Genomic DNA, 22,628 nt, shown 5'->3' with positions numbered 1-22,628 from the left:
TGGTGCCGTGGTACGTCAGTGCGCAACCGGCTTGGCCGCCAGCAGCTGGCGGATGCGGGCTTCGGTGGCCTCGTAATCGCCTTCGCCGTAATGGCGATGGACGATGCGGCCGTCGCGATCGACGAGGTAGAACGCCGGCCAGAAGCGATTACCGTAGGCGTCCCAGGTCTTGTACAGGTTGTCCTGCGCCACCGGATAGGTGATGCCGAAGCGCTCGATGGCGCGCTGCACGTTGGCGGTGCTCTGCTCCTCGGCGTACTCGGGCGTGTGCACGCCGATCACCACCAGACCGTCGTCGCGGTAGCGCTCATGCCACTGCTTCACATGCGGCAGGACGTGGATGCAGTTGATGCACGAGTACGTCCAGAACTCGACCAGCACCACCTTGCCCTTGAGGCCCGCCATGGTCTGCGGCGGTGCGTTGAGCCATCGCGCGATTCCGGTGAATTCCGGCGCCGGTGCCGGGCGTGCCGGCTCGGCCTGCGCGCCCGGCGCGCAGCCGGCGATGAACAGCGACAGGCCCAGCGCGAGCGTGGCGAGAATGGAACGGAACATGGTTCTACCTCCGTGGTGCAGAAGATCTTCCTCCGAAAGTGGAAGAAGAGGCGTCGGCCGAAGCGTCCCTTCTCGCGCGTGCGGGAGAAGGTGCCGGCAGGCGGATGAGGGCAGGCGTTGCGATTGGAGCATCCGGTGCTTCGGGCCCTCATCCCAACCCCTCTCCCCCAGGCGGGAGAGGGGCTTTGTTGTCACGAGGTCGCGATCTCCACCTCCACCTCGCCGCGCGTCATGCGCGAATACGGGCAGGTGCGGTGTGCCATCTCGACGAGCTGGCGGCGCGTTGCCTCGTCCAGGCCCGGCAGGCGGACGTTGAGCTTCACCGCGAGCTGGTACTCGCCGGTGGCGATCTTGCCGAGCGAGACGTCGGCATCGACGCCGAAGCCTTCGGGCAGCTTCACCTTGAGTTCGCTCGCGGCAAAGCCAATCGCGCCGATGAAACAGGCCGAATAGCCGATGCCGAACAGCTGCTCCGGGTTCGTGCCGGGCTTGTTCGAGCCGGGCGTGCTCAGCAGGACATCGATCGCGCCGTCGCTGGAACGGCCGGTGCCGTTGCGGCCGCCGGTGACGTGGGTGTGCGCGGTGTAGATGACGGTTTCGAGGGAAGTGCTCATCACGGGGATTCCATTGCGTTGGGGGAGGGAAGGTGCGGGAGTTGCGGGGGAACGAAGACCACGCCCTGTGCACGCAAGGCGTGCAGCACCGGCAGGGCGTGTGCCTGGAATTCGATGGGATCGACGCCGGCTTCGTCCGCCAGCGCCAGCAGATGCCCGCGACCGCTGCGCGCATGCGCCTGGATCGACACCAGCAGGTGATAGACCAGCGGCGCGATGCGCACGAAACGCACCTCGTGGTCGGCATCGCGATGCACGACCAGCGTGGTCGCCTCCGGCGGCGGTGCGTCGGGCACGAAGTCCGGGCCGATCTCCGTCACCGGCCAGCGGTAGGCCAGCGGCATCGCCAGTGGCGACAGGCGCAGCACGCCGTCGAGCGGGTCGATGTCGGCATCGTCGAGCGGATGCGACGCGTCGTGCGTGAGCAGCAGTTGCTCGATCCACTCGTAATGCGCCAGCTCCGGCAGCCACGGCGGCAGCGTCGTGTCATCCGCACGCTCGTCCAGGTAATCGACGAACTCGCCCGCGACCTGCGGGAACAACGGCGTGCGGCTGCGATGGTTCGCATAGAACTCGCGCACCAGCGCCTTCCACGCGGTCGTGCCGAGCGTCTGGCGGATCACCGGGAAGCCGCCGGAGAGCAAGCCCTCGATCGAGTTGAAGAACAGTTCCGCGTACACCTTCACCCGGCGCGGCTCCAGGCCGGGCGGCGGCGGGTGCGCGGACGGGTCGCGCAGGTGACGCGCAAGCGTGTACTGCTGCTGGCGAAGCTCATGCATGGGCCAGCTCCAGCAGGCGCGCACGGTCGGCGTAGGCGGCCTGCATCGTGCGGATGCGGTTGGTTTCGGTCAGCAGTTCGGACAGCGGCGGGAAGTTGAAGTCGCGTTCCAGCAGCGTCGGACGCACGCCGAAGCGGCGGTACGCGTCGGCCAGCAGGTCCCACACGTCGGCCTTCACCGGCGCGCCGTGCGTGTCGACCTTGAGGTCGATGTCTTCGTCGAAATGGCCGGCGATGTGGTACGAGGCGATGCGCTCGCCCGGCAGCCGCGCAAGGAACGCCTGCGCGTCGTAGCCGTGGTTGATCGAGTTCACGTAGAGGTTGTTCACGTCCAGCAGCAGGTCGCAGTCGGCCTCGTCGAGCACGGCGCGGACGAAATCGATCTCGGCCAGCGCCTGGTACGGCGCGGCGTAGTAGGAGACGTTCTCCACCGCGATGCGGCGCCCCAGCACGTCCTGCACCACGCGGATGCGCGCGGCAACGTGACGCACGGCTTCATCGGTGAACGGAATCGGCATCAGGTCGTAGAGATGGCCGTCGTCGGAGGCGTAGCTCAGGTGCTCGCTGTAGAGCGCGATGCCGTGGCGTTCCAGCAACTCGCGCGTGCCCAGCAGCAGCTTCATGTCCAGCGGTTCGGTGCCGCCGAGCGAGAGCGACAGCCCGTGCGCGCTCAACGGGAGCCGCGCCGACAACTGCGCGAGCTGTTCGCCGGAGCGGCCGCCGACGCCGATCCAGTTTTCCGGCGCCAGTTCGAGGAAGTCCACGGCGCCGTCGTCCATCGCCAGCAGCTCTGGAATCAGGCTGCGGCGCAGGCCGAGGCCGGCGGAAGCGGAAGGGAGTTGCGTCATGGCGTGGACTCGATGAGGGCCCCGCGATGGCATCGCGGGGCGCGGCGGGACGGGGTTATTCCGGGAAGGCGGCGAAGCGGCCGATCGGGACCTTCTTGCCGTTGGCTTCGAAGCGCGCCTTCGTGTAGTCGTAGGCTTCGCGCTCGGAGATGAAGCCGTCGGCGTTGGCGTCCTTGTCGGCCCAGCCTTCGCCGGTCGGCACGGCCTTCAGGTACTCGGCCTTGGAGACGAGGCCGTCGTCATTGGCGTCGGTCTTGTTGAAGCGTGCGTCGCCGCACTGGCCTTCGCCGCACTTGCCTTCGGCGGCCTTCGACGCGGCGCCCTTGGCCGGCTTGGCCTGCGTGCTGCCGCACTTGCCTTCACCGCACTTGCCTTCGCCCGCGGCGTGGCTGGCGGCGAGCATGTAGCCCTGCGCGAGGGGCTGCATCGCGAAGGCGGAATTGCCCAGGACCAGGCCGGCGAGGGCGATGCCGATCATGCCGGCGGTGTTGCGGGTGGTGTTGCGTGACATGGTGAGTCTCCAGGTGTGCACGGGGGCCGTGCGGGGGTTGCGCCGTGCATGGCGCGGGAACATCGAAAAGGGCGATCAGGCCGCGGCCAGCAGTTCCGACGCGGTCCTGCGGCGGCGCGGCCAGGCCATCAGGGCGACGCCGGAAACGGCGAGCGCGGCACCGGCCCACGGCAGCAGCAGCGAGACGGTCGTGCCGATGGCGAACAGCACCACGCCCCAGGCCAGCGTGTCGGGCGTCGCGGCGGCGGTGGATGCGCGGCGCGAAGCGATGAGGTGATCCACGCTCAGGCGTCCGGCGCCGCCGAACATCAGCGGCAGCAACATCGCCAGGTAGATCAGCGGGAGCTTGTAGTTGCCGTAGCCGTCATTGCTGATCGCGTAGCCCTGCCAGAGCTCGGCGAGGCTCGACCACTCCGACGGCCAGTGCACGGCATGGATCGCAACGACCGTCACCACGAACAGCGTCGCCGCCGCGTAGCGCGTGCCTAGGCCGATCAGCAGCGCGATGCTGCCCAGCAGCTCCGTCCACGTCGCCAGCGTCCAGTTGACGTTGGCGCCCAGCAGCGAGAACGGCAGCGGAAACTTGTCGGCCAGCTCGGCGAACCAGTTCTCGCCCTGCAACTTCTCGCGGCCGGCCTCGAAGAACTCCCACGCCAGCAGCACGCGCAGACCGAGCGGGGCGAGCCACGCGCCGACGCCGTCGACGCGGGACAGCAGGGGCGCAGGGGATGCAGCGGAGACGGTGGACATCGGGGTTTCCTCGAAGGCGGCGGTGTTTTCCGGTGGCGCCATTTCGAGGCCGGGCGGTATCGCGCTCGTGTCGCGATTGCGGGCGTTTTGTCGGGAAAGGTGGCCCGTCGGGCGGTGGATACACGGCGATACAAAGCGGCGGGCCGCCTGGTTCCCTCACCGCGACCCGCTCAATCGCGCCTCGCGGCCCGAACTTTGCCGAATGAGCGGTTTCGGAATGAAAAAGTGTGAACGCGATCAAGTAAATCGGATCGATGACGTTAACGAGGGCGAGCGGGGACCTCCACGCCGGAACCGCCTGCAGCGCGGGTTCCGCGCCGGCATGCCCATTGCACCAACGCGTCCGCAACGTCCGTCGTTGCCGGCCCGCGGTGTGCGCCGGCGCCTGCTCGTTCGTTCTTCGTCCTGTCCTGCGGTGGGGAGCCGCATCCGAATGAATCACGTTTTTCGCGTTGTCTGGAACCGTGCGCTCAACCAGTGGGTTGTCGCTTCCGAGCTTGTCCGCGGTCGTGTGAAGGGCGCTCGTTCCGCCGCCACGCACGACGCACCGGCCATGACGCGCATGTGCGCGGCTCTGCTGGCGGCATTGCTGCTCTCGCCCACGGCCGCCTTCGCTGCGGTGGACATCCAGAACGCAAGCTTCGAGGACGGCACGCTGAGCGGCTGGACCGCGGGCGGCGGCACCGGATCGCAGTCGTCGGGTTCCTACGGATCGACCGGCGTGGGCGCTTCGGTCGTCACCGGCATGACCGATTTCGATTCCCAGGTCGGCCCCGCACCGGGCCCGCACCTGTGGACGGTGACGCCGTACCAGAACTACATGGCGTCCCTGCAGGCAGGCCAGGCGGGCAACGTCGGCGCGGGCCTGAGCGCGCTGGGCCTGACCGCGCAGAGCCAGAGCAACGTGCAGTCGATGATGGGCGCGGCCTCGCTCACCAATGCGGCCTGGCTCTACCAGGATCTGGTCCTGGAAGCCGGCGATGCGTTCACGATGGCCTGGCAGTACGTCTCCACCGACTACGAGCCGTACAACGACGGTTCGTTCACCTCGCTGGTGAACGTGGATGATCCTTTCGCGCTGGGCGTGGTGAACAACCAGAACGCACAGTTCGCGCTGCTGGGCGCCACCAACCTGGGCACCGGCAGCTATTCCACCGGCAGCTACGGCGCGACGGGCTGGCAGATCGCCACCTATTCGGTGAGCGTGTCGGGCACCTATCGCCTGGGCTTCCTGACGTTCAACCTCGACGACGAGGTCAACAGCCCGGTCCTGCTCATCGATCAGCAGCCCGGCCTGACGTTCGACCACGGCGTGCCCTTCGGTCCCATCGCGCCCAACCCCGGCAGCGGCGCGCCGACCACGCCGGGCCTGCCGACCACGGCCGTCATCGACACCACGACCGGCACCGACGACCTGGACGGCGCCAGCGACGGCGCGTTCGAAGGCGGCACGCTGGTGGTCGACACCGACGGCGCGGATGTCGACCTGGACTTCACCATCGACGGCGACGGCGGCACGATCGACCAGAACGGCCATGACGCGACATTCGGCGGCGTGATCTCCGACGTCGACGGCGGCACGCCCGGCGAGCTGACGATCACCAATTCCGGCAACGGCGGCTCCGTCACGCTGACCGGCGAGAACACCTACACCGGCACGACCACCATCGACGACGGCGCGACGCTGGCGTTGACGGGCGAAGGCAGCATCGCCGCCTCGGACGTGGTGAACAACGGCACGTTCGACATCGAAGGTTCCAACGACGCCGTCAACGTGAAGTCGCTCACCGGCGGCGCGACGGGCGAAGTCGCGCTCGGCGACAACGGCCTGGTCGTGACCGACGCGACCGGCGACTTCGCCGGTACCATCGACGGCACCGGCGGCGTCACCATCGAAGGCGGCACGCAGACGCTCAGCGGCTGCAACACCTACAGCGGCAATACCGTGATCCACGCCGGCTCCACACTGGCGGTCGCGGGGCAGGGCTGCGTCGCCAACTCCGATGTCATCGCGGACGGCACCTTCGACATCGCACAGGCCGATGGCGATGTCGGCGCGCAGTCGCTCACCGGCGACGGCACGGTCGGTCTGGGCGGCAACACGCTGGTACTGGCCGATGCGAACGGCGACTTCGGCGGCAGCATCGGCGGCGCCGGCGGCCTGGCCATCGACGGCGGCACGCAAACGCTGAGCGGCGAGAACACCTACGGCGGCACCACCACCATCTCCAGCGGCGCGACGCTCGCATTGACGGGCGAAGGCAGCATCGCCAACAGCGACGTCGTGGCGCAGGGCCACTTCGACCTCGGCGGCGGCGACGGCGACGCGCACGTGAAGTCGCTCACCGGCAACGGCACGGTCGACCTGGGCGGCAACGGCCTGCTGCTCACGGACGCGCATGGCGACTTCGGCGGCGTCATCGACGGTCAGGGTGGCGTGAACATCGCCGGCGGCACGCAGACCTTCAGCGGCTGCAACACCTACACCGGCGCGACCCTGATCGATCGCGGCGCCACGCTGTCGCTCGCCGGGCAGGGCTGCATCGCCGGGTCGGATGTCGTGGCCGAAGGCACGCTGGACATCGGCGGCGCATCGGGCGACATCGATGTCCAGTCGCTCACGGGCGGCGGCAACGTCGAACTGGGCGGCAACGTGCTGGTGCTGACGGATGCGCGCGGCGAATTCAGCGGCGACATCGCCGGCGACGGCGGACTCGCCATCGAAGGCGGCACGCAGACGCTCAGCGGCGACAACGCCTTCACCGGCGGCCTCGTCGTGAACGGCGGCACGTTGCAAGTCTCCAGCGACGCCAACCTGGGCCACGGGACGGTCAGCATCGGCGAAGCCACGCTGCGCACCACCGACGGCTTCACCAGCGACAACGACTTCGCACTCACCTCGACGAAATCCATCGTCGACACGGCCGGCCACGACGTCGTCCTCAACGGCGACCTGTCGGGCAATGGCGTCCTCAACAAGGTCGGCGACGGCACGCTCACGCTGAAGGGCCAGAACACGCAGGACGGCATCAACGTCAAGGGCGGCACGCTGGAGTTCGCCTCCGATGCGGCGCTCGGCCGCGACGGCAGCGTCGTCACCATCGCCGACAACACCACGCTGCGCACGCTGGATGCGATGACGATCTCGCACGAGATCTTCGTCGACAACACGCGCTCGGCGGTGTTCGACACCAACGGCTTCGATGTCGTGGTGTCCGGCGACATCGGCGGCTCGGGCATCGTGCAGAAGCTGGGCGGCGGCGTGCTGACGCTGTCGGGCCACAACAGCCAGGTGCTGATGCAGGTGCAGGGCGGCTCCATCGCCGTGACCTCGCAGGAAGCGGCCGGCGCGATCGGCGGCGACATCTACATCGGCCAGGACGGCAACTTCACCGCGCTGACCGGCATGAACGTCACCCAGAACGTGCACGTCACCGGCCAGAACGCGCGCTTCGAAACGCGCGGTGCGGCGACGACCACGCTGACCGGCACCGTGGACGGCAGTGCGTGCCTGATCAAGTCCGGCGCGGGCCGCCTGGACATGCGCGGCGTCGGCGCCAACGCCATCGGCGCGTGCATCGAGCAGGGCGATTTGGGCTTCAACAGCACCTTCACCGGCAACGTGTGGGTGTACGCGGACGGCACGGCCAGCGGTTCGGGTCGCGTCGAAGGCGCGATGGACGTCAGGGGCGTGCTCTCGCCGGGCAACTCGCCGGGCACGCTGGTGGTGACGGGCAACGTGCTCCAGCACGCCGGCAGCACGTTCGTGGCCGACGTCGACGGCCGCACCGCCGGCAACGGCGCGGGCCACTTCGACACGCTGTGGCTGGTGGGCGCGAACAGCGTCTACACCGCCGCCGGCACGCTGGAGCCGCGCCTGCGCGGCATCACCGGTGCGGCCACCAATGCCTTCACGCCGAACGTGGGCGATACCTTCGCCATCGTGCAGGCGCAGGGCGGCGTGGACGGTTCCTACACGGGACTGGTCCAGCCGCTGTCGGGCCTGCCGGCGAACGCGCGTTTCGACGTGCGCTACGAGGCCAACTCGGTCGTGCTGGCGGTGACGCCGAACTCGTACGCCGCCGCGATGTCGACCGGCAACACCGCCGCGGTCGGTGGTGCCATCGACGCGACGCGCGTGACGGCGGGCATCCGCACGACGGGCGATGCCTCGCGCCTGCAATCCAGCCTGATGGGCCTGGACCTGGGCGCAACCGCGGCGGCCTTCGAACAGCTGGACGGCGAGTTCCACGCGAGCGCGCGCACGGTGCTGGCCGATGACGCCAGGCGCCTGCGCGAGGCCGCGTTCGACCGCATGCGTGCCGGCCATTCGCCGCTGGCGGAAGCCGCCGAACCGGGCAGCGCGGTGTGGGCGCATGCGCTCGTCGCGGGCGGTTCGCTCGACGGCGACGGCAACGCCGCGTCGGTGGACTACAACGGCAGCGGCCTGCTGATCGGCGCCGATCACCGTTTCGAGGACGGCTGGCAGCTCGGTGTGATGGCCGGAAGCGAGCGCACCGACGCGAACGTCGTCGCGCGCGCATCCAAGGGCGATGCCGACACCTTGCATGTGGGCCTGTACGTCGACGGCGGCTGGGGCGCATTCGCCGTGCGCGGCGGCGTGGGCCTGGCGCAGCACGCGATCGACAGCCAGCGCACCGTCGCACTGCCGGGCATGAACCAGCGTCTGGTCGCCGATTACGACGCGACCACGAACCAGGTGTTCGTCGAAGGCGGTTACACGATCGACGGCGAACGCGGATCGCTGGAGCCGTACCTGCAGTACGCGCGCGTCACCACCGAAAGCGATGCGTTCTCCGAAACCGGCGGCAGCCTCGCGCTGCATGTGGCCGACGAGGAGACGACGCTCGACGTGTCCACCCTCGGCCTGCGTGGTGCACTCTCGCTGACCAGTCGCGGCACCGGCGCCGGCTGGTTCGATCTGCGCGGCGGTCTGGGCTGGCGTCACGTGTCGGACGATGTGGTCTCGACGAGTCGCATGAGCTGGTCCAGCGGTGGCGACTTCAGCGTCGCCGGTGCGCCGCTGGCGGAGGATGCTGCCGTGGCCGAGCTCGGCGTATCGGCGTGGCTGAACCCGGTTACGCAGCTGGAGCTGGGCTACGAAGGCCAGTTCGCGGACGAAGCCCGCGACCACCAGGCCACGGCGCGTCTGTCGGTCCGCTTCTGATCGGTGCGAACGATCTGAGCAACGGAGAAGGGCGGCGAAAGCCGCCCTTCTTCTTTCGCCACTGTCAGTTCGGCCCCCAAGGTTCGGACACCGATGTTCTCTTGCGCTGTCATCCTCGCGAAGGCGGGGATGACGCATTCGCTGCCGCACGCAAAGCCGCTCAGCGCAGCAGCCCCAGCAGCGCCTTCGCCGTCGCTTCCGACGATGCGGGGTTCTGCCCGGTGATCAATCGACCATCGGTGATGGCGAAGCTCTGCCAGTCGCCGGCCTTCTCGTACTTTCCGCCCAGGCGCTTGAGTTCGTCCTCGACCAGGAAGGGCACGACCTTCGTCAGCTTCACCGCTTCTTCTTCGGAGTTGGTGAAACCGGTAACGCGCTTGCCCTTCACCAGAGGCGCGCCGTCGTGCTTCACGTGGCGCAGCACGGCGGGCGCGTGGCAGACGGCGGCGACGGGTTTGCCCGCGTCGTAAAACGATTCGATCAGTTTGATCGACACGGGATCTTCCGCCAGGTCCCACAACGGACCGTGGCCGCCGGGATAGAACACCGCGTCGTAATCGCCCGCAGACACCGAATCCAGCCGTCGCGTGTTCGCGAGCACGGCCTGCGCTTTCGCATCGGCCTTGAAACGATCCTGCGCGGGCGTCTGGTTGGCGGGGTCGTCGCTCTTGGGGTCGATCGGCGGTTGCCCGCCTTTCGGTGACGCGACCGTCACTTCCACGCCGGCATCGGTGAAGACGTAGTAGGGCGCCGCGAACTCCTCCAGCCAGAAGCCGGTCTTGACGCCGGTGTCGCCCAGCGTGTCGTGCGAGGTGAGCACCATGAGGATCTTCATGCGGGATCTCCGAAGCCGTCGCGTTCGATGGCGCGCGTGCTCGAAGTCTTGCGCCGGGCGGGTTAGGGCGCGGTGATGCGGACGCTCAGACCAGCGCCTGGGAGGAAACGACGTGCGTCCCGGGTCGCGCATGCACGGCGGCGTCGATCAGCGCTTGCGCGATGCGTTCGGCGGGATTGATGCGCCAGCGCTTGGGCAGCACCGGATGCAGCGCACGCAACACGACCATCGCGGCGCGCTCGCCGGCGCGGAACTCTTCGCGATCGCCGCCGATGAGGCCGGGGCGGACGAAGGTGAGCGAATCGAAGCCCATCGCGGCGAGGTCGTGTTCGACTTCGCCCTTCACGCGGCTGTAGAACACGCGCGAACCCGTATCGGCGCCGAGCGCGGAATTCAGCGCGTAGGTCGTTGCGCCGTGCGCGCGCGCCAGGCGGGCGACCGCAAGCGGATAGTCATGGTCCACGCGACGGAACGCGGCTTCCGATCCCGCGATGCGCATCGTCGTGCCCAGTGCGCAGACGACGGCATCGACGTGCCACCACGGCGCATCGGCGGGCAGGGCATCGGAATCCACGACAGGCGAGAGCAGCCGGGGATGCGCGGGCAACGGGCGCCGCACTGGCGCGACGACGGTTTCGATCTGCGGATGCGCCAACGCGAGCGTCAACGCATGACGCCCGACCAACCCGGTGGATCCGACGACCAGCAGCTTCATGCACGCCCCCTTTGTTCGCGGTTCACACCGGCTTGCCGCGCTCCAGCGTGGCGGACAACACGTCCAGGCTGATCGGCTTGGTCATGTGCACGTCGAACCCGGCTTGCCGGGCGCGTTCGCGATCGCCGGCCTGGCCCCAGCCGGTGATCGCCACCAGCAGCAGACCGTCGCCGCCGGGGCGCTCGCGGATGCGTCGCGCGAGCTGGTAGCCGTCCATCAGCGGCAGGCCGATGTCCAGCAACAGCACCTCCGGCTCGCCGTGTTCGAGCAGGCCGAGCGAACTGGGCCCGTCGTGGGCGACGTCCACCACGTGGCCGTCCAGTTCCAGTGCCGCCTGCAGGCTGAGTGCCGCATCGACGTTGTCGTCCACGATCAGCACACGGCGCGGCGCGGCGGCGGCCTTGCGGATGCCGGCGTCGCGCTTCGCCGACGGCGCGACGATGCCCAGCGGCAATCGCACGACGAACTCGCTTCCATGTCCGGCCCCGGGGCTTGTCGCCTTCAACGTGCCGCCGTGCAGTTCGACCAGTCGGCGCGAGAGCGCCAGTCCGATACCGAGTCCGCCGCCGCCGCGGCGTTCGCGATGCTCGGGCACCTGCGAGAACATCTCGAACACTTCGTCGATGCGATCGGCGGGAATGCCGAAGCCGGTGTCGCTCACGCGCAGCACGGCCTGTTCGCCCTCGGCCGCCGAGCGCAGGGTGATGCGACCGCCGGATTCCATGTACTTGGCGGCGTTGCCGAGCAGGTTCGCGACGACCTGCGTAAGCCGCTCCAGATCGCCGTGCACCGGCAGCAACGTGTCGTGGTGCTCCACAGTTAGGCAGTGCCCGCGCTGCTCCATCAGCGGACGCGTCAGTTCGACGGCCGCCTCGATCACCACGCGCAGGTCGATCGGTTCGCGCCGCAGTTCGATCTTGCCGGTGGTGATGCGCGACAGGTCGAGCAGGTCGTCCACCAGCCGGGTGAGGTGCACGAGCTGCCGCTTCATCATGGCGTGGATGCTGTCGGTCAGCGCGGGGTCGCGGCCGGCGCGTTGCAGCAGTTCGATGCCGGTGCTCAACGGCGCCAGCGGATTGCGCAGTTCGTGGCCTAGCACGGCGAGGAACTCGTCCTTGCGTCGGTCGGCCTCGCGCAACGCGGCTTCGGCGTTGGTGCGCTCGATCAGGTCGGCGGTCTCGCGCGCGAGCACGTCGAACAGGCGCAGGTCGCTGTCCACCAGCGCATAAGGTTCGCGCCAGTGCGTGGAAATGACGCCGACGAGCTTGCCCTTGCGCGAGATCAGCGGTGTGGACTGCATCGCGCGGATGCCGGAGCGGCGGTATTCGGCCAGGTTGCCGGCACCGACGAGCTCGGCGGCTTCCTCGGCATCGGCGATGAAGAAGCGGTCGCGTTCGCGCAGCGTCTGTGCGCAGCTGCTGGCTGACTCCATGGTGATGACCTGCCAGTAGCGGGCCGATTCGGGATGGAATCCGGAGGAGGCGAGCAGTTGCAGTTCGCCGTTGCGATCCACGCGCTGCAGGCTTGCGAACTGCGCGCGCATGATCGTCATCGCCGCTTCGAGGATCTGCGCGTAGAGCGGGCCGATGTCGTCCTCGGAGATCAGGCCGACGCTGACGGATTGGAGCAGGTGCGAGCCGGCGATCTGGCGGTCGAGCGCGTCGCGCAATTGCTGTTGTTGCTCGATGGCCTGGAACGCCAGCGCGGCGACATCGCCCAGGTCCTGCAGCAGGCGGACGTCCTCGCGGTCGAACGCGTGCGCCGGTTCGTGGTGGACCACCCACACCGTGCCGATCCTCTGGCCGGCCACCTCGAATGGCACGAGCAGCGCCTCGTGCAGCGCGGGCGCGCCTTCGCGCGCGTCATCGGCGTGAAGTTCGGGATGACGGATGAGCAGCGGCGCGGCGGGGTCGGGCGTGATGCCGCGCGGGATGGTGTCGCGCAGGAAGGGCGACCACCGGCCGGCGCAGGCACGCCAGCGGGCCATGTGCGGCCCCTCGTGCTCGCTGGCCAGGCTGATGCCGGCCGACCCCGCATGGCACAGGCGCAGCGCGGTTTCGGCCAATTCGTGCAGGATGCTCGCATCGGGCGCCTTGAGCGCCTTCATCAACGCCACCAGCGCGCGGCTCTCGGCCAGGTGGTCCGGAGGGCGTGCGGGGCGCCGATCGAGTTCCGGCGTGATGATCGCAGCGGCGGGCGAAACCGGTGTGTCCATCGAGGTCCCTGGGGAGTGAACGTGCTCCGGGTGCCGATCGTACGTCAGCAGGCGTGATGGAGGCTCCCGCGCCGGGCCGGAACGCTGCGGTACAGTGGCCGCGTTCAGTCCCGCGACCCTCGGATGCGCATCCTCAGTTCGCTCACCGTCGAAGCACGGCACGGCACCTTCGGCAGCCAGCGCTGGATGGCGCTGTTGTCGGCCATCGGCAGCGAGGCGTCCATCGCCGCCGCGGCGCGTCATGTCGGCCTGAGCTACAAGGCGGCGTGGGATGCGATCGAAGCCATGAACAACCTCGCCGACAAGCCGCTGGTGGAGCGCGTGGTCGGCGGCAAGGGCGGCGGCGGAACGCGCCTGACGCCCGACGGCGAGCGGCTCGTCGCCACCTGGCGCGAGGTCGAGGCCGAGAACGCGCGCTTCATCGAAAGCCTCAACGCACGCATCGCCCATGCCCGCCCCGGCCTGGACCTCCACGATCTGAACATCCTTGCGAGGTTCGACATGCAGACCAGCGCCCGCAACCACCTGTCCGGCCGCATCGTGCGCATCGCCACGGGCGCGGTGAACGACGAAGTCGAGCTGGAGTTGTCCGGCGGGGGCCGGATCGTCGCGATCGTCACGCACGAAAGCGCGCAGCGCATGGGCCTGGCCGAAGGCGGCCAGGCGATCGCGCTGGTGAAGGCGTCCAGCGTCATCGTCGGCACCGATCTGGATGGCGTGCGGCTGTCCACGCGCAATCAGTTGCCGGGTACGGTCACGCGCGTGATTCCGGGCGCGGTGAACACCGAAGTGGTGATCGAAGTGGCCGGCGGCAACGCCATCGCCGCCATCGTCACCAATGCCTCGGCCGAGCAGTTGAAGCTGGCCGAAGGCGTGCCGGCGACGGCGCTGTTCAAGGCGTCGAGCGTGATCCTCGCCGTCAGTCCGTGACTTGCGCCAGGAGCGTTCCGCGCTCCATGCCGTAGGCGCGATCGGCGAGGTAGTCCAGCTCGCTGTGCGCGTGGGTGACGTACAGCATCGGAATGCGTGTCTCGTCCTTGATGCGCTTGAGGAAGGGCAGGATCTGCTGCTTGAGGCGGTCGTCGAGCGAGGACAGCGGTTCGTCGAGCAAGAGCAGTTGCGGCGAATACAGCAACGCACGGCCGAGCGCGACGCGCTGGCGTTCGCCGCCGGAGAGCAGAGTGGGGCGGCGGTCGAGCAGCGGGGTCAGTTCCAGCAACCCGGCCACGCCGGCCAGATCGAAATTGCGGCCGGCCTGCGGAATGCGCGCGAATCCGTACAACAGGTTCTGCCGCACGGTGAGATGCGGGAACAACTGGCCGTCCTGGAAGACCAGGCCGACATGGCGTTCCCACGGCGGCAGCACGCGCCGCGCGGCGGTGTCCACCAGCACGCGTTCGCCCAGCCGCACCTGCCCGCGCGTGGGCGTGAGCAATCCGGCGAGCAGCGCCAGCAGGGTGCTCTTGCCCGAGCCCGACGGCCCGTACACACCGGTGACGCCTGCGCCGACTCGGGCGGCGGCGTTCAAGACGAACCCACCGCGTGCGAAGTTCAGATCAAAGCTCAGCATGCGGGCCCCGATCGAGAAAGCCCAGGCGTCGCTCCGCACGCAGGCTGATCCAGCGGCTCACCAGCAGCGCGGCCACGGCCAGCGCGATGGACAGCAGCGACAGTCGCAAGGCCGCCGCTTCGCCGTCGGGGAGGTGGGTGAGGCTGTAGATCGCCAGCGGCAGCGTGCGCGTCTCGCCGGGGATGTTGCCGACGAAGGCCATCGTCGCGCCGAACTCGCCCAGGCTGCGCGAGAAGCACAGGATGCAGCCGGCGATCAGGCCCGGCACCGACAGCGGCAAGGTCACGGTGAAGAAGGTGTCCCACGGTTTCGCGCCGAGGGTGGCGGCGGCCTTCTCCAGGCGCGGATCGATCAGGCGGATCGCGAGCCGGATCGGCTGCACCATCAACGGAAACGCCATCACCGCCGAGGCGATCACCGCGCCCTTCCAGGTGAAGGCGATCACGATGCCGAACGTCTCCTTCAACCAGCCGCCCAGCGGCCCCTGCGTGCCCAGCAGCAACAGCAGCAGATACCCCGGGACGACCGGCGGCAGCACCATCGGCAACTGCACCAGCGTGTCGATCCACACCTTGCCCGGGAACTGCCGCCGCTCCAGCAGCCAGCTCAGCGCGATGCCGAACGGCAGGCAGGCGGCCGTCGCGCACAGCGCGACCTTGGCCGACAGCGCCAGTGCGTCCCACTCCTCGGGCGTGAGCCACATCGCCATCAGGGCTTGAGCCGGGTGAAGCCGTACTTGGCGAAGATCGCGGCGGCCTGCGGCGAGGTCTGCACGAAGCGCAGGAACGCCTGCGCCTGCGGCCGCGCGCCTTCCACGGCGGCGAAGGGATAGACGATGGGCTTGTGGCTGCCGGGCGGGAAGGAAGCGAGCACGTCGACCTTCCGGCTGATCTTCGCATCGGTGGCGTACACGATGCCGAGCGGGCACTCGCCGCGCTCGACGAAGGCCAGCGCCGTGCGCACGTCGTCGGTGCCGACGATGCGGTTCTTCATCGCGTCCCACCAGCCCAGGTTCTGCATCGCTTCGCGCGCATAGATACCGGCCGGAACGACGCCGGGCTCGCCGGTGCAGAGCCTGCCTTCGAAAGCGCCGGCCAGGTCGAAGCCGCGCCGGACTTGCACCGGGAACGCACGGCCCTGCGGCACGATCATCACCAGCGTGTTGCCGAGCAGGTTGCGGCGCGTGCCCGCCTGGAGCTTCCCGCGCTTGTCCAGATAGTCCATCCACGTCAGGTCGGCGGAGGCGAACACGTCCGCCGGGGCGCCGGCTTCGATCTGCTTGGCGAGCGCCGAGGATGCGGCATAGGCCAGGCTGGGCTTGGGATGCCCGGCCTTCCGCCATTCCAGGCCGATGTCGTTGAGGGCATTGGTCAGGCTGGCCGCGGCGAACACGCGGACCGGCTCCTCGGCCAGGGCGGGGCCCGCAACGGCGAGCGCGAGCAGCAGGAGGACGCGATGGATCCAGGCACGCATGGGCTTGCTCCTCGGGATGGCATCGATATATAGCGCGGTACATAGCGTATGCCCGCCGCCCCCGGGGCTCAACGGGGGGCCTCTACAATCCACGCGATGGCCTATCTGGGGTTGTTCTTCATCGCCTTCGTCGCCGCCACGCTGCTGCCGGCGCAATCGGAAGGCGCGCTGGTGGGCCTGCAACTGGCCGGCTATGCGCCGTGGGCGCTCGTGCTCGCGGCCAGCGTCGGCAACGTACTGGGATCGACCGTCAACTGGTTCCTGGGTCGCGAGCTGGTGCGCTTCAGCGACCGGCGCTGGTTCCCCGTGAAGCCGGCCGCGATGGCGCGCGCGCAGGCGTGGTACGCGCGCTATGGCAAGTGGTCGTTGCTGCTGAGCTGGATGCCGATCATCGGCGATCCGCTGACGCTGGCCGCGGGCGCGATGCGCGAACCGTTGCGCGTGTTCGTGGTGCTGGTCGCGATCGCGAAGACAGGGCGCTACGTGGCGCTTGCGCTGATCACTGCGCACTACGCATGAGGCACGCGTCGATGGGGGCGCTGATCAGAACGGATCGCGGGCCCAGCTCTCGTGCGCGATCGCTTCCACGCGTCCCCAATCCAGATCGTTGGACAGCACGCTGGAATACCAGCCCAGCCTGAGATGCGGTTCGACCTCGTCCCAATCGAGGTGGGAAAGATGCGCCCGTGCGGTGCGTCCGAGGTCCTCGAGGAACGCACGCTGGCTGTCGGTTACGGGTACGTCGTACATGGCGCCTCCAGCACGCGGCTACCGGACGAACGACGCTACTACTTTTGCGTTTTGACGTGGCTGAACATGGCTGCGGGGGCGCTCCGGAACAGAGCGCCCCCGGCATCCAGGCCGATGCGATGGTCCGCGCAGACGCGATCAGCCGCGGACGAACGCGAGCAGATCGGGATTGATCACGTCGCCATGCGTGGTGCACATGCCGTGCGGATAGCCCTTGTAGACCTTCAGCGTGGCGTTCTTCAGCAGCTTGGCCGTGAGCAGCGCGGAGTCGGCGATGGGCACGATCTGGTCATCGTCGCCGTGCATCACCAGCGTGGGCACGTCGATGCGCTTGAGGTCGTCGGTGAAGTCGGTTTCGGAGAACGCCGCGATGCAGTCGTACTGCGCCTTCGCGCCGCCCATCATGGCCTGGCGCCACCAGTTCTGGCGCACCGGCTCCGACAGCGGCGCGCCCGCGCGGTTGTAACCGTAGAAGGGAACCGGAAAATCCCAGTAGAAGCCGGCGCGATTGGCCGCCAGCCCCTTGCGCAGTCCGTCGAAGACGTCCTTCGGCGTGCCGCCCGGGTTGGCGTCCGTCTTGAGCAGCAACGGCGGCACCGCGCCGATCAGCACCAGCTTCGCCACGCGCCCCGCGCCGTGCTGTGCGACGTAGCGCGCCGCTTCGCCGCCGCCAGTGGAGTGGCCGATGTGGATCGCATCGCGCAGGTCGAGGTGTTTGACGAGCGCGGCGACATCGGCGGCATACGTGTCCATGTCGTTGCCGCTCGCAGTCTGCGTCGAGCGACCGTGGCCGCGACGATCGTGCGCGATCACGCGATAGCCCTGGGCGAGGAAGAACAGCATCTGCGCGTCCCAGTCGTCGCCGGACAGCGGCCAACCGTGATGAAACACGATGGGCTGGCCCGTGCCCCAGTCCTTGTAGAAGATCTGCGTGCCATCGGTGGTGGTGATGGATTTCATGTCGGTGTTCCTCGGTGATGGGGGAGCGGGACGTCGCGTGACGGCGGCGAAAGCGCTTGCTGAAAGCGCCGCCAGGACAGGGGAGAGCACGCCCGCCGCGAGCAACCTGCGGCGCAAAGGGTCGACGCTTTCGCGCGCGTCGAACGCCTTCGGCGCAGTGGGGGAGGGGAGCGGATGGTCGCGAACGGGCGTGCTCATGGAAGGGATTCCGTGCGAAAGCGCCGCGCGTGCCATCGCGCGAACGCACGCGGTGGATCACAGCAGCGACATGCCGCCGTCCACGCGCAGGTTGATGCCGGTGATGAAGCTGCTGGCATCCGATGCCAGGAACAGCGCCGCGTTGCCGAGTTCGTCCGGCGTGCCCAGGCGTCCCAGTGGAATCGCCTCGGACACGTTCTTCTCCAGCAGCGCACGGGCTTCCGGCGGCAGCCCCAGCTTGTCGAGGATCGGCGTGTCCACCGGACCCGGACTGATCACGTTGACGCGGATGCGCCGCGCCTTGAGCTCCACGGCCCAGCATCGCGCGAACGCGAGGATCGCCGCCTTGGAGCCCGCGTACACCGCGTGGCCTTCCATGTAGCGATCGCTGGCGATGGAGCCGGTGATGATCACCGAGCCACCGTTACGCATCACCGGCGCCAGCTTCTGCACGCCGAAGAACACGCCGCGCGTGTTCACGGCGAACTGCGCTTCGTACTCGGCCTCGCTCACCTGCGAGGAGTGGTTGATGGTGTTGACGCCGGCGTTGGCCATGTAGATGTCCAGGCCGCCGAAGCTGCGCATCAACTCGTGCGCGATGGTCTCGTGGTGCGAGACATCCGCGACGTCGCCGATGATGCCGATCGCGCCGCGCCCGATGTGTTCCAGCGCCTGATCGACCACGTCCATTCGGCGCCCGGTGATGATCACCTGCGCGCCCTGATCGGCGAACATCTTCGCCGAGGCCAGGCCGATGCCGCTGCCGCCGCCCGTCACGAGCGCGATCTTTCCGCTGAGGTCGTCCATTTGTGCTGCTCCGTAGGGGTGCGCCGACCGCGTCGGCACGATGCGCCAACAGTAGGAACTGCGACCGCGGTCCGGTAGACGCACGCACGGGACCACCGCGTTGCGTGCCGGGCACCAATGCACTTGCCGTTGCGCATTGGTGTGCGCCGGGAAACACGGTGTGGCCGTCGCCGGTGATACCGCGTGGGCGCGCCGCGCACGAGGATCGGCGTACGAACCGGCCCGAGGGCATGCAGATGAACCAGACCACCGCCAACGCCACGCAGGCCGTCGCCCCGTCCGGGCGCGCGCTCCCCACGCGCATGCTGGCCGGCGTGGAAGTGCCGGACACGCCGCTGGTGTCGCGCGCGATCGAATACGCACGCGCGCACTGCGAGCCTTATCTGTTCAACCACGTCATGCGGTCGTGGCTGTTCGCGGCGGCCATGGCCGGGAAGGACGGCACGGCGCACGATCCGGAAGTGCTCGCCGTGGTGACGTTGCTACACGACCTGGGCCTGGCGGAGGCGTTCCAGGGGCCACTGCGTTTCGAAGTGGAAGGCGCCAACGCGGCGCGCACGTTCGCGCGCGCACAAGGCCTGGACGAACACCGCTGCCAGCTCGTCTGGGACGGCGTGGCGCTGAACTCGACGCCTTCGATCTGCCTGCACAAGGAAAGCGAAGTGGCGCTGGGCGTCGTCGGTGTCGGCCTGGACTGGGGCGGGTGGGGTTTTGACGCGATTCCCACCGACGTGATGGCGAACATCCTCGAAGCGTTCCCGCGCCTGCAGATGAAGCAGCGCTTCACCGACGACGTCTGCCGCATCGCGCGAACGCGTCCGGAAACGACCTACGACAACTTTGCACGCGACTTCGGCCTGCGTTTCGTGCCGGGCTACGATCCGGGCTCGAGCGTGGATGCGCTGATGGGTGCGCCGTTTGATGAGTGAGGGATTGAGATTCGGGATTCGGGATTCGGGATTTGCAAGAGCAGCACTCCGGGACATCACACTAGGCTTTTACGAATCCCCAATCCCGAATCCCCATTCCCGGCCTTCAACTCATCGCCATCACCTCCCGCCGCGCCACACGCCTGAGCTTTTCGGGATTTCGCTGCACGTACACGCGCACGATGCGTTCGCCGTCCGTCTCGTAGGACTGCACGGATTCCAGTTCGTCGTGTATGTAGCGCAGCAGGGCCATGCGGCCGTTGATGATGGCCCCGCGGATGTGCAGCTCGTCCTTGAAGCGCAGGCGCGCCGCGTACAGCAGCGCGGCGATGCGGTCGCCGCCGACCATGGGCTTGGGGAAGCTGGTGACGACGCCGCCACCGTCGCCGACGAGCACCGCCGACTCGGCCATCAGGGTCTTCATCGCCGCGAAGTCGCCGCTGGACACCGCTTCCAGGAAGCGGCGCATGAGCCGCTGGTGTGCCTGGTCGGAGACTACGTAGCGCGGGCGGTCCTCGCGAAGGTGCTCCTTCGCGCGTTGCACGATCTTGCGGCACGTCGCTTCGGTCTTTCCCAGGATGTCGGCGATCTGCGCGTAGTCCGCCTCGAACACTTCGTGCAGCAGGAACGCCGCGCGCGCGTCGGGCGCAAGGCGTTCGAGCACGGTGAGGAAGGCGATCGACAGATCGCTGGAGGCTTCCTGCACTTGCTCGGGCGTGGAAGGGCCGTCGGTGAGCACGGGCTCGGGCAACCAGATGCCCACATAGTGCTCGCGCTCGTTGCGCGCCAGGCGCAGGCGGTCGATGGCACGGCGCGTGGTCGCGGCGATCAGCCAGGCTTCGGCGTTCTCGATGCGCGCCGGATTGGCGTCGTGCCAGCGCAGCCAGACGTCCTGCACGACGTCCTCGGCCTCGCTCAACGAGCCGAGCATGCGATACGCCGCGCCCAGCATGCGAGGCCGCAATCGCCCGAAGGTAGCGGTAGCGTCTTCCATCCCACTCGAAGCGGAAGAGGAAGCCGCAGTCTGGCACGCGCGGCGGCCGCGCTCATGGACCGCCGTGCGCAGTTACTTCGGCGGCAGCACCGGCGGTTTGCCCGCGTCCTTGAGCAGGAATACCACGAACGTCGCCGGCTCCGTGCTGCTCGCGTTGCGGCCGACGGTATGGAGATCCTGCGGGCCTTCGTGGAAGGCCTCGCCCGGCTTGAGCGTGACCTCCTTGCCGCCCTCCACGCCCATGACGATGGAGCCGTCGACGACGTAGACGAAGCCGTGCGCGTCGTGGCGATGCACCGGGTCGGCGCCGCCCGGCGGGTACTGGACCTTGAGGATGAGCACTTCCTTGCCCGGATATTCCGGCAGCGCCTTGGTCATCACGGGCGTGACGATGGGCTCCGGTGCAGCGGGGCCGGCGGCGCTGGTCGCGCCGATCGGAAGCAGGACAAGGGGAAGCAGCAGATGACGCAGGTGCATGGCGCGCTCCTGGCAAGCAGATGGGACGCCCGGCGCACCGCGCCAGGCTCGCTGCAAGGCTAGGCGCGCGATGCAGGCGCCGGAAGGCGTCGCGACGGACGCATCGTGTTGCGCCGAGGGCACCAATGCCGACACGTCACAAACCGCCGTCCTGGGCCGTCTACTGGATATGGACGCCGAAAACACTCCCAGCCGGGACCCTGCGCTGCCCACGCCGTCGGAGCGGGTGTGGGCGGAATTCCTCATCGTGCTCGACGCACTGCCGCCCAGTGCCCGTGCCGCATTCATGCTGCACGAGGTCTTCGGCGCCAGCTACGACGACATCTCCGCTCTCCTCGGCCTGCCGCCACCGGCATGCCGCCAACAGGTGGAACTGGCCCGCGCATGTGCGCGCGAGCACGCCCGCTCCATCGCAAACCCAGCGAGGACGCCATGAACCTGGCGACGATTCCCCAGTCCACCGAAGGTCACGACGTGCTGAGCGCCAGCTTCTCCGCCAGCTATGCCGGCGTGGTCGCCTTCATCGCCGTCGCCACGGAGGGCAGTTTCGCGCGCGCGGCCGACCGGCTCGGCATCGGCCGCTCGGCGGTCAGCCGCAGCGTGCAGAAGCTCGAAGGCCAGCTCGGTGCGCGATTGTTCCTGCGCACCACGCGTTCCACCTCGCTCACGCGCGAAGGCGAGCTGTTCTACGAGAGTTGCCGCCCCGGCGTGGAGCGCATCCTGCAGGCGCTGGAAGAAATGCGCGACCTGCGCGAAGGCCCGCCGCGCGGCGAGTTGCGCGTCAGCGCCCCGCACGGCTTCGGTCGAAAGGTCATCGCGCCGCTGCTCAACGGCTTCCGCGCGGCGTATCCGGGCGTGTCGGTGGAGTTGCTGCTCGACGATCGCCCGCTCGATCTGGCGGGCGATCGCATCGACGTCGCGTTCCGCGACGGTGCGCTGGAAGACAGCCAGGTGATCGCCAAGCAACTGGTGCCGATGCAGATGCTGACGTGCGCTTCGCCGGCTTACGTGCAGGCGCACGGGTTGCCTTCGACGGTGGATGAACTACCCGCACATGCGTGCATCAACCAGCGACTCGCCAACGGCCGGCTGCAGAGCTGGGATTTCCGCGTGGAAGGCCGTGCGCGCAACGTGCGGCCACCGGCCGAACTGGTGTTCAACGACCCCGAACTCGCGCTGCAGGCCGCACTCGACGGCCACGGCATCGTCCAGCTCCCGGCTTACCAGGTCTGCGACGCGCTGCGCAGCGGCGCGCTGGTGACGTGCCTGGACCCGTTCGCGCCCGACGACCGCGGCCACTACCTGTGCTACCTGAGCCGGCGCCAGCAACCCAAGCGCATCCGCGCGTTCATCGACTTAATGACCGCGCAGATCCGCGCCCTGGACCTGGACGTCATCGCGCACTGGCAAACCACGCAGGTTGGCGCCGCGCGCCTGGAGCGCATCGACGAGGCCGCGTGA

General features: G+C 68.6%; 23 protein-coding genes. 6 read left to right on the top strand and 17 right to left on the bottom strand.

All coding sequences use genetic code 11. The features are described 5' to 3' along the window. Nucleotides 1-15: 15 nt before the first annotated feature. The 6 genes from AAFF32_RS13475 to AAFF32_RS13450 form a co-directional block, all read right to left on the bottom strand. Nucleotides 16-555, bottom strand: a complete 540-nt coding sequence (locus tag AAFF32_RS13475; protein ID WP_216966361.1) for a thioredoxin family protein — start codon at nucleotides 553-555, stop codon at nucleotides 16-18. A 191-nt stretch (nucleotides 556-746) separates the two neighbouring features. Continuing rightward, on the bottom strand, nucleotides 747-1,169 hold the full coding sequence (locus AAFF32_RS13470; RefSeq protein WP_216966359.1) for an organic hydroperoxide resistance protein: 423 nt from the start codon (nucleotides 1,167-1,169) through the stop codon (nucleotides 747-749). Next, on the bottom strand, nucleotides 1,169-1,948 hold the full coding sequence (locus AAFF32_RS13465; protein WP_216966356.1) for a putative DNA-binding domain-containing protein: 780 nt from the start codon (nucleotides 1,946-1,948) through the stop codon (nucleotides 1,169-1,171). The genes AAFF32_RS13470 and AAFF32_RS13465 overlap by 1 nt, the downstream gene beginning before the upstream one ends. After that, nucleotides 1,941-2,795 carry a DUF692 domain-containing protein gene (locus AAFF32_RS13460; RefSeq protein WP_342315471.1) on the bottom strand — a complete coding sequence of 285 codons (855 nt, stop codon included), beginning with the start codon at nucleotides 2,793-2,795 and terminating at the stop codon, nucleotides 1,941-1,943. The genes AAFF32_RS13465 and AAFF32_RS13460 overlap by 8 nt, the downstream gene beginning before the upstream one ends. Nucleotides 2,796-2,850: 55 nt before the next feature. Next, complete coding sequence (locus tag AAFF32_RS13455; protein ID WP_216966353.1) at nucleotides 2,851-3,306, bottom strand: EF-hand domain-containing protein; 456 nt, start codon at nucleotides 3,304-3,306, stop codon at nucleotides 2,851-2,853. A gap of 75 nt (nucleotides 3,307-3,381) precedes the next feature. Further along, nucleotides 3,382-4,056 (bottom strand): DoxX family protein, encoded by a 675-nt coding sequence (locus tag AAFF32_RS13450; RefSeq protein WP_216966351.1) that lies wholly within the window; start codon nucleotides 4,054-4,056, stop codon nucleotides 3,382-3,384. Between the two features lie 553 nt (nucleotides 4,057-4,609). On the opposite strand from AAFF32_RS13450, the gene AAFF32_RS13445 reads away from it, so the two are divergent. Beyond that, complete coding sequence (locus AAFF32_RS13445; RefSeq protein WP_342315470.1) at nucleotides 4,610-9,244, top strand: autotransporter domain-containing protein; 4,635 nt, start codon at nucleotides 4,610-4,612, stop codon at nucleotides 9,242-9,244. A gap of 160 nt (nucleotides 9,245-9,404) precedes the next feature. Here the strand turns inward: AAFF32_RS13445 and AAFF32_RS13440 are convergent, their stop codons facing one another. From AAFF32_RS13440 to AAFF32_RS13430, 3 genes are all read right to left on the bottom strand, one after another. Then, on the bottom strand, nucleotides 9,405-10,079 hold the full coding sequence (locus AAFF32_RS13440) for a type 1 glutamine amidotransferase domain-containing protein (protein ID WP_216966346.1): 675 nt from the start codon (nucleotides 10,077-10,079) through the stop codon (nucleotides 9,405-9,407). Nucleotides 10,080-10,164: 85 nt separating this feature from the next. Further along, a complete protein-coding gene (locus AAFF32_RS13435) occupies nucleotides 10,165-10,794 on the bottom strand; it encodes an NAD-dependent dehydratase (protein WP_342315469.1) in 630 nt (209 codons plus the stop codon). A gap of 22 nt (nucleotides 10,795-10,816) precedes the next feature. Then, on the bottom strand, nucleotides 10,817-13,009 hold the full coding sequence (locus tag AAFF32_RS13430; RefSeq protein ID WP_342315468.1) for an ATP-binding protein: 2,193 nt from the start codon (nucleotides 13,007-13,009) through the stop codon (nucleotides 10,817-10,819). A gap of 123 nt (nucleotides 13,010-13,132) precedes the next feature. Between AAFF32_RS13430 and AAFF32_RS13425 the strand changes: the two genes are divergently transcribed. After that, on the top strand, nucleotides 13,133-13,939 hold the full coding sequence (locus AAFF32_RS13425) for a TOBE domain-containing protein (RefSeq protein ID WP_216966340.1): 807 nt from the start codon (nucleotides 13,133-13,135) through the stop codon (nucleotides 13,937-13,939). Here AAFF32_RS13425 and AAFF32_RS13420 read toward each other — a convergent pair. From AAFF32_RS13420 to modA, 3 genes are read right to left on the bottom strand one after another with little or no spacing between them, the layout of a single operon-like run. Beyond that, nucleotides 13,929-14,537, bottom strand: coding sequence for an ATP-binding cassette domain-containing protein (locus tag AAFF32_RS13420; RefSeq protein WP_342315467.1), 609 nt, complete (start codon nucleotides 14,535-14,537; stop codon nucleotides 13,929-13,931). The two genes, AAFF32_RS13425 and AAFF32_RS13420, sit on opposite strands and share 11 nt — an antisense overlap. A 28-nt stretch (nucleotides 14,538-14,565) precedes the next feature. Then, the gene (gene modB, locus AAFF32_RS13415) at nucleotides 14,566-15,288 is read right to left on the bottom strand and encodes a molybdate ABC transporter permease subunit (protein WP_342315466.1); all 723 of its coding nucleotides are present in this window, start codon (nucleotides 15,286-15,288) and stop codon (nucleotides 14,566-14,568) included. Then, entirely contained in the window at nucleotides 15,288-16,052 is a 765-nt protein-coding gene (gene modA, locus AAFF32_RS13410; RefSeq protein WP_342315465.1) for a molybdate ABC transporter substrate-binding protein, read from the bottom strand. Before modA ends, modB begins: the two co-directional genes overlap by 1 nt. A gap of 96 nt (nucleotides 16,053-16,148) precedes the next feature. Here modA and AAFF32_RS13405 point away from each other — a divergent pair, with 96 nt between their 5' ends. Then, complete coding sequence (locus AAFF32_RS13405) at nucleotides 16,149-16,571, top strand: YqaA family protein (RefSeq protein WP_216966331.1); 423 nt, start codon at nucleotides 16,149-16,151, stop codon at nucleotides 16,569-16,571. Between the two features lie 24 nt (nucleotides 16,572-16,595). Here the strand turns inward: AAFF32_RS13405 and AAFF32_RS13400 are convergent, their stop codons facing one another. The 3 genes from AAFF32_RS13400 to AAFF32_RS13390 all read right to left on the bottom strand — a co-directional run bounded on the left by AAFF32_RS13400 (nucleotide 16,596) and on the right by AAFF32_RS13390 (nucleotide 18,767). Then, nucleotides 16,596-16,802 (bottom strand): hypothetical protein, encoded by a 207-nt coding sequence (locus AAFF32_RS13400; RefSeq protein ID WP_216966329.1) that lies wholly within the window; start codon nucleotides 16,800-16,802, stop codon nucleotides 16,596-16,598. 138 nt (nucleotides 16,803-16,940) lie between these two features. Then, nucleotides 16,941-17,762 carry an alpha/beta hydrolase gene (locus AAFF32_RS13395; RefSeq protein ID WP_216966327.1) on the bottom strand — a complete coding sequence of 274 codons (822 nt, stop codon included), beginning with the start codon at nucleotides 17,760-17,762 and terminating at the stop codon, nucleotides 16,941-16,943. Between the two features lie 255 nt (nucleotides 17,763-18,017). Continuing rightward, entirely contained in the window at nucleotides 18,018-18,767 is a 750-nt protein-coding gene (locus AAFF32_RS13390; protein ID WP_342315464.1) for a glucose 1-dehydrogenase, read from the bottom strand. A gap of 236 nt (nucleotides 18,768-19,003) precedes the next feature. On the opposite strand from AAFF32_RS13390, the gene AAFF32_RS13385 reads away from it, so the two are divergent. Beyond that, a complete protein-coding gene (locus AAFF32_RS13385) occupies nucleotides 19,004-19,696 on the top strand; it encodes an HD domain-containing protein (protein WP_342315463.1) in 693 nt (230 codons plus the stop codon). Between the two features lie 106 nt (nucleotides 19,697-19,802). Here the strand turns inward: AAFF32_RS13385 and AAFF32_RS13380 are convergent, their stop codons facing one another. After that, complete coding sequence (locus AAFF32_RS13380; RefSeq protein ID WP_342315462.1) at nucleotides 19,803-20,690, bottom strand: RNA polymerase sigma-70 factor; 888 nt, start codon at nucleotides 20,688-20,690, stop codon at nucleotides 19,803-19,805. A gap of 72 nt (nucleotides 20,691-20,762) precedes the next feature. Then, nucleotides 20,763-21,167, bottom strand: a complete 405-nt coding sequence (locus tag AAFF32_RS13375; protein ID WP_342315461.1) for a cupin domain-containing protein — start codon at nucleotides 21,165-21,167, stop codon at nucleotides 20,763-20,765. Nucleotides 21,168-21,237: 70 nt separating this feature from the next. Between AAFF32_RS13375 and AAFF32_RS13370 the strand changes: the two genes are divergently transcribed. Both AAFF32_RS13370 and AAFF32_RS13365 read left to right on the top strand, forming a co-directional pair. Then, complete coding sequence (locus AAFF32_RS13370) at nucleotides 21,238-21,603, top strand: sigma factor-like helix-turn-helix DNA-binding protein (protein ID WP_216966318.1); 366 nt, start codon at nucleotides 21,238-21,240, stop codon at nucleotides 21,601-21,603. Further along, entirely contained in the window at nucleotides 21,600-22,628 is a 1,029-nt protein-coding gene (locus AAFF32_RS13365) for a LysR family transcriptional regulator (RefSeq protein WP_342315460.1), read from the top strand. The genes AAFF32_RS13370 and AAFF32_RS13365 overlap by 4 nt, the downstream gene beginning before the upstream one ends.

It is taken from the genome of Lysobacter sp. FW306-1B-D06B, from assembly GCF_038446665.1.
GTDB lineage: Bacteria > Pseudomonadota > Gammaproteobacteria > Xanthomonadales > Xanthomonadaceae > Lysobacter_J.
Note: the sequence above shows the minus strand (reverse complement) of the source record. Positions and strands in the feature narration are given on the sequence as shown.

What these genes read in the sequence shown, in the direction of transcription:
- AAFF32_RS13430 (WP_342315468.1), bottom strand. Translation starts at nt 13,009, where the DNA reads ATGGACACACCGGTTTCGCCCGCCGCTGCGATCATCACGCCGGAACTC.
- AAFF32_RS13450 (WP_216966351.1), bottom strand. Translation starts at nt 4,056, where the DNA reads ATGTCCACCGTCTCCGCTGCATCCCCTGCGCCCCTGCTGTCCCGCGTC.
- AAFF32_RS13455 (WP_216966353.1), bottom strand. Translation starts at nt 3,306, where the DNA reads ATGTCACGCAACACCACCCGCAACACCGCCGGCATGATCGGCATCGCC.
- AAFF32_RS13390 (WP_342315464.1), bottom strand. Translation starts at nt 18,767, where the DNA reads ATGGACGACCTCAGCGGAAAGATCGCGCTCGTGACGGGCGGCGGCAGC.
- AAFF32_RS13365 (WP_342315460.1), top strand. Translation starts at nt 21,600, where the DNA reads ATGAACCTGGCGACGATTCCCCAGTCCACCGAAGGTCACGACGTGCTG.
- AAFF32_RS13395 (WP_216966327.1), bottom strand. Translation starts at nt 17,762, where the DNA reads ATGAAATCCATCACCACCACCGATGGCACGCAGATCTTCTACAAGGAC.
- AAFF32_RS13445 (WP_342315470.1), top strand. Translation starts at nt 4,610, where the DNA reads ATGACGCGCATGTGCGCGGCTCTGCTGGCGGCATTGCTGCTCTCGCCC.
- AAFF32_RS13465 (WP_216966356.1), bottom strand. Translation starts at nt 1,948, where the DNA reads ATGCATGAGCTTCGCCAGCAGCAGTACACGCTTGCGCGTCACCTGCGC.
- AAFF32_RS13405 (WP_216966331.1), top strand. Translation starts at nt 16,149, where the DNA reads ATGGCCTATCTGGGGTTGTTCTTCATCGCCTTCGTCGCCGCCACGCTG.
- AAFF32_RS13475 (WP_216966361.1), bottom strand. Translation starts at nt 555, where the DNA reads ATGTTCCGTTCCATTCTCGCCACGCTCGCGCTGGGCCTGTCGCTGTTC.
- modB (WP_342315466.1), bottom strand. Translation starts at nt 15,288, where the DNA reads ATGGCGATGTGGCTCACGCCCGAGGAGTGGGACGCACTGGCGCTGTCG.
- AAFF32_RS13470 (WP_216966359.1), bottom strand. Translation starts at nt 1,169, where the DNA reads ATGAGCACTTCCCTCGAAACCGTCATCTACACCGCGCACACCCACGTC.
- AAFF32_RS13375 (WP_342315461.1), bottom strand. Translation starts at nt 21,167, where the DNA reads ATGCACCTGCGTCATCTGCTGCTTCCCCTTGTCCTGCTTCCGATCGGC.
- AAFF32_RS13440 (WP_216966346.1), bottom strand. Translation starts at nt 10,079, where the DNA reads ATGAAGATCCTCATGGTGCTCACCTCGCACGACACGCTGGGCGACACC.
- modA (WP_342315465.1), bottom strand. Translation starts at nt 16,052, where the DNA reads ATGCGTGCCTGGATCCATCGCGTCCTCCTGCTGCTCGCGCTCGCCGTT.
- AAFF32_RS13400 (WP_216966329.1), bottom strand. Translation starts at nt 16,802, where the DNA reads ATGTACGACGTACCCGTAACCGACAGCCAGCGTGCGTTCCTCGAGGAC.
- AAFF32_RS13460 (WP_342315471.1), bottom strand. Translation starts at nt 2,795, where the DNA reads ATGACGCAACTCCCTTCCGCTTCCGCCGGCCTCGGCCTGCGCCGCAGC.
- AAFF32_RS13380 (WP_342315462.1), bottom strand. Translation starts at nt 20,690, where the DNA reads ATGGAAGACGCTACCGCTACCTTCGGGCGATTGCGGCCTCGCATGCTG.
- AAFF32_RS13370 (WP_216966318.1), top strand. Translation starts at nt 21,238, where the DNA reads ATGCAGGCGCCGGAAGGCGTCGCGACGGACGCATCGTGTTGCGCCGAG.
- AAFF32_RS13385 (WP_342315463.1), top strand. Translation starts at nt 19,004, where the DNA reads ATGAACCAGACCACCGCCAACGCCACGCAGGCCGTCGCCCCGTCCGGG.
- AAFF32_RS13425 (WP_216966340.1), top strand. Translation starts at nt 13,133, where the DNA reads ATGCGCATCCTCAGTTCGCTCACCGTCGAAGCACGGCACGGCACCTTC.
- AAFF32_RS13435 (WP_342315469.1), bottom strand. Translation starts at nt 10,794, where the DNA reads ATGAAGCTGCTGGTCGTCGGATCCACCGGGTTGGTCGGGCGTCATGCG.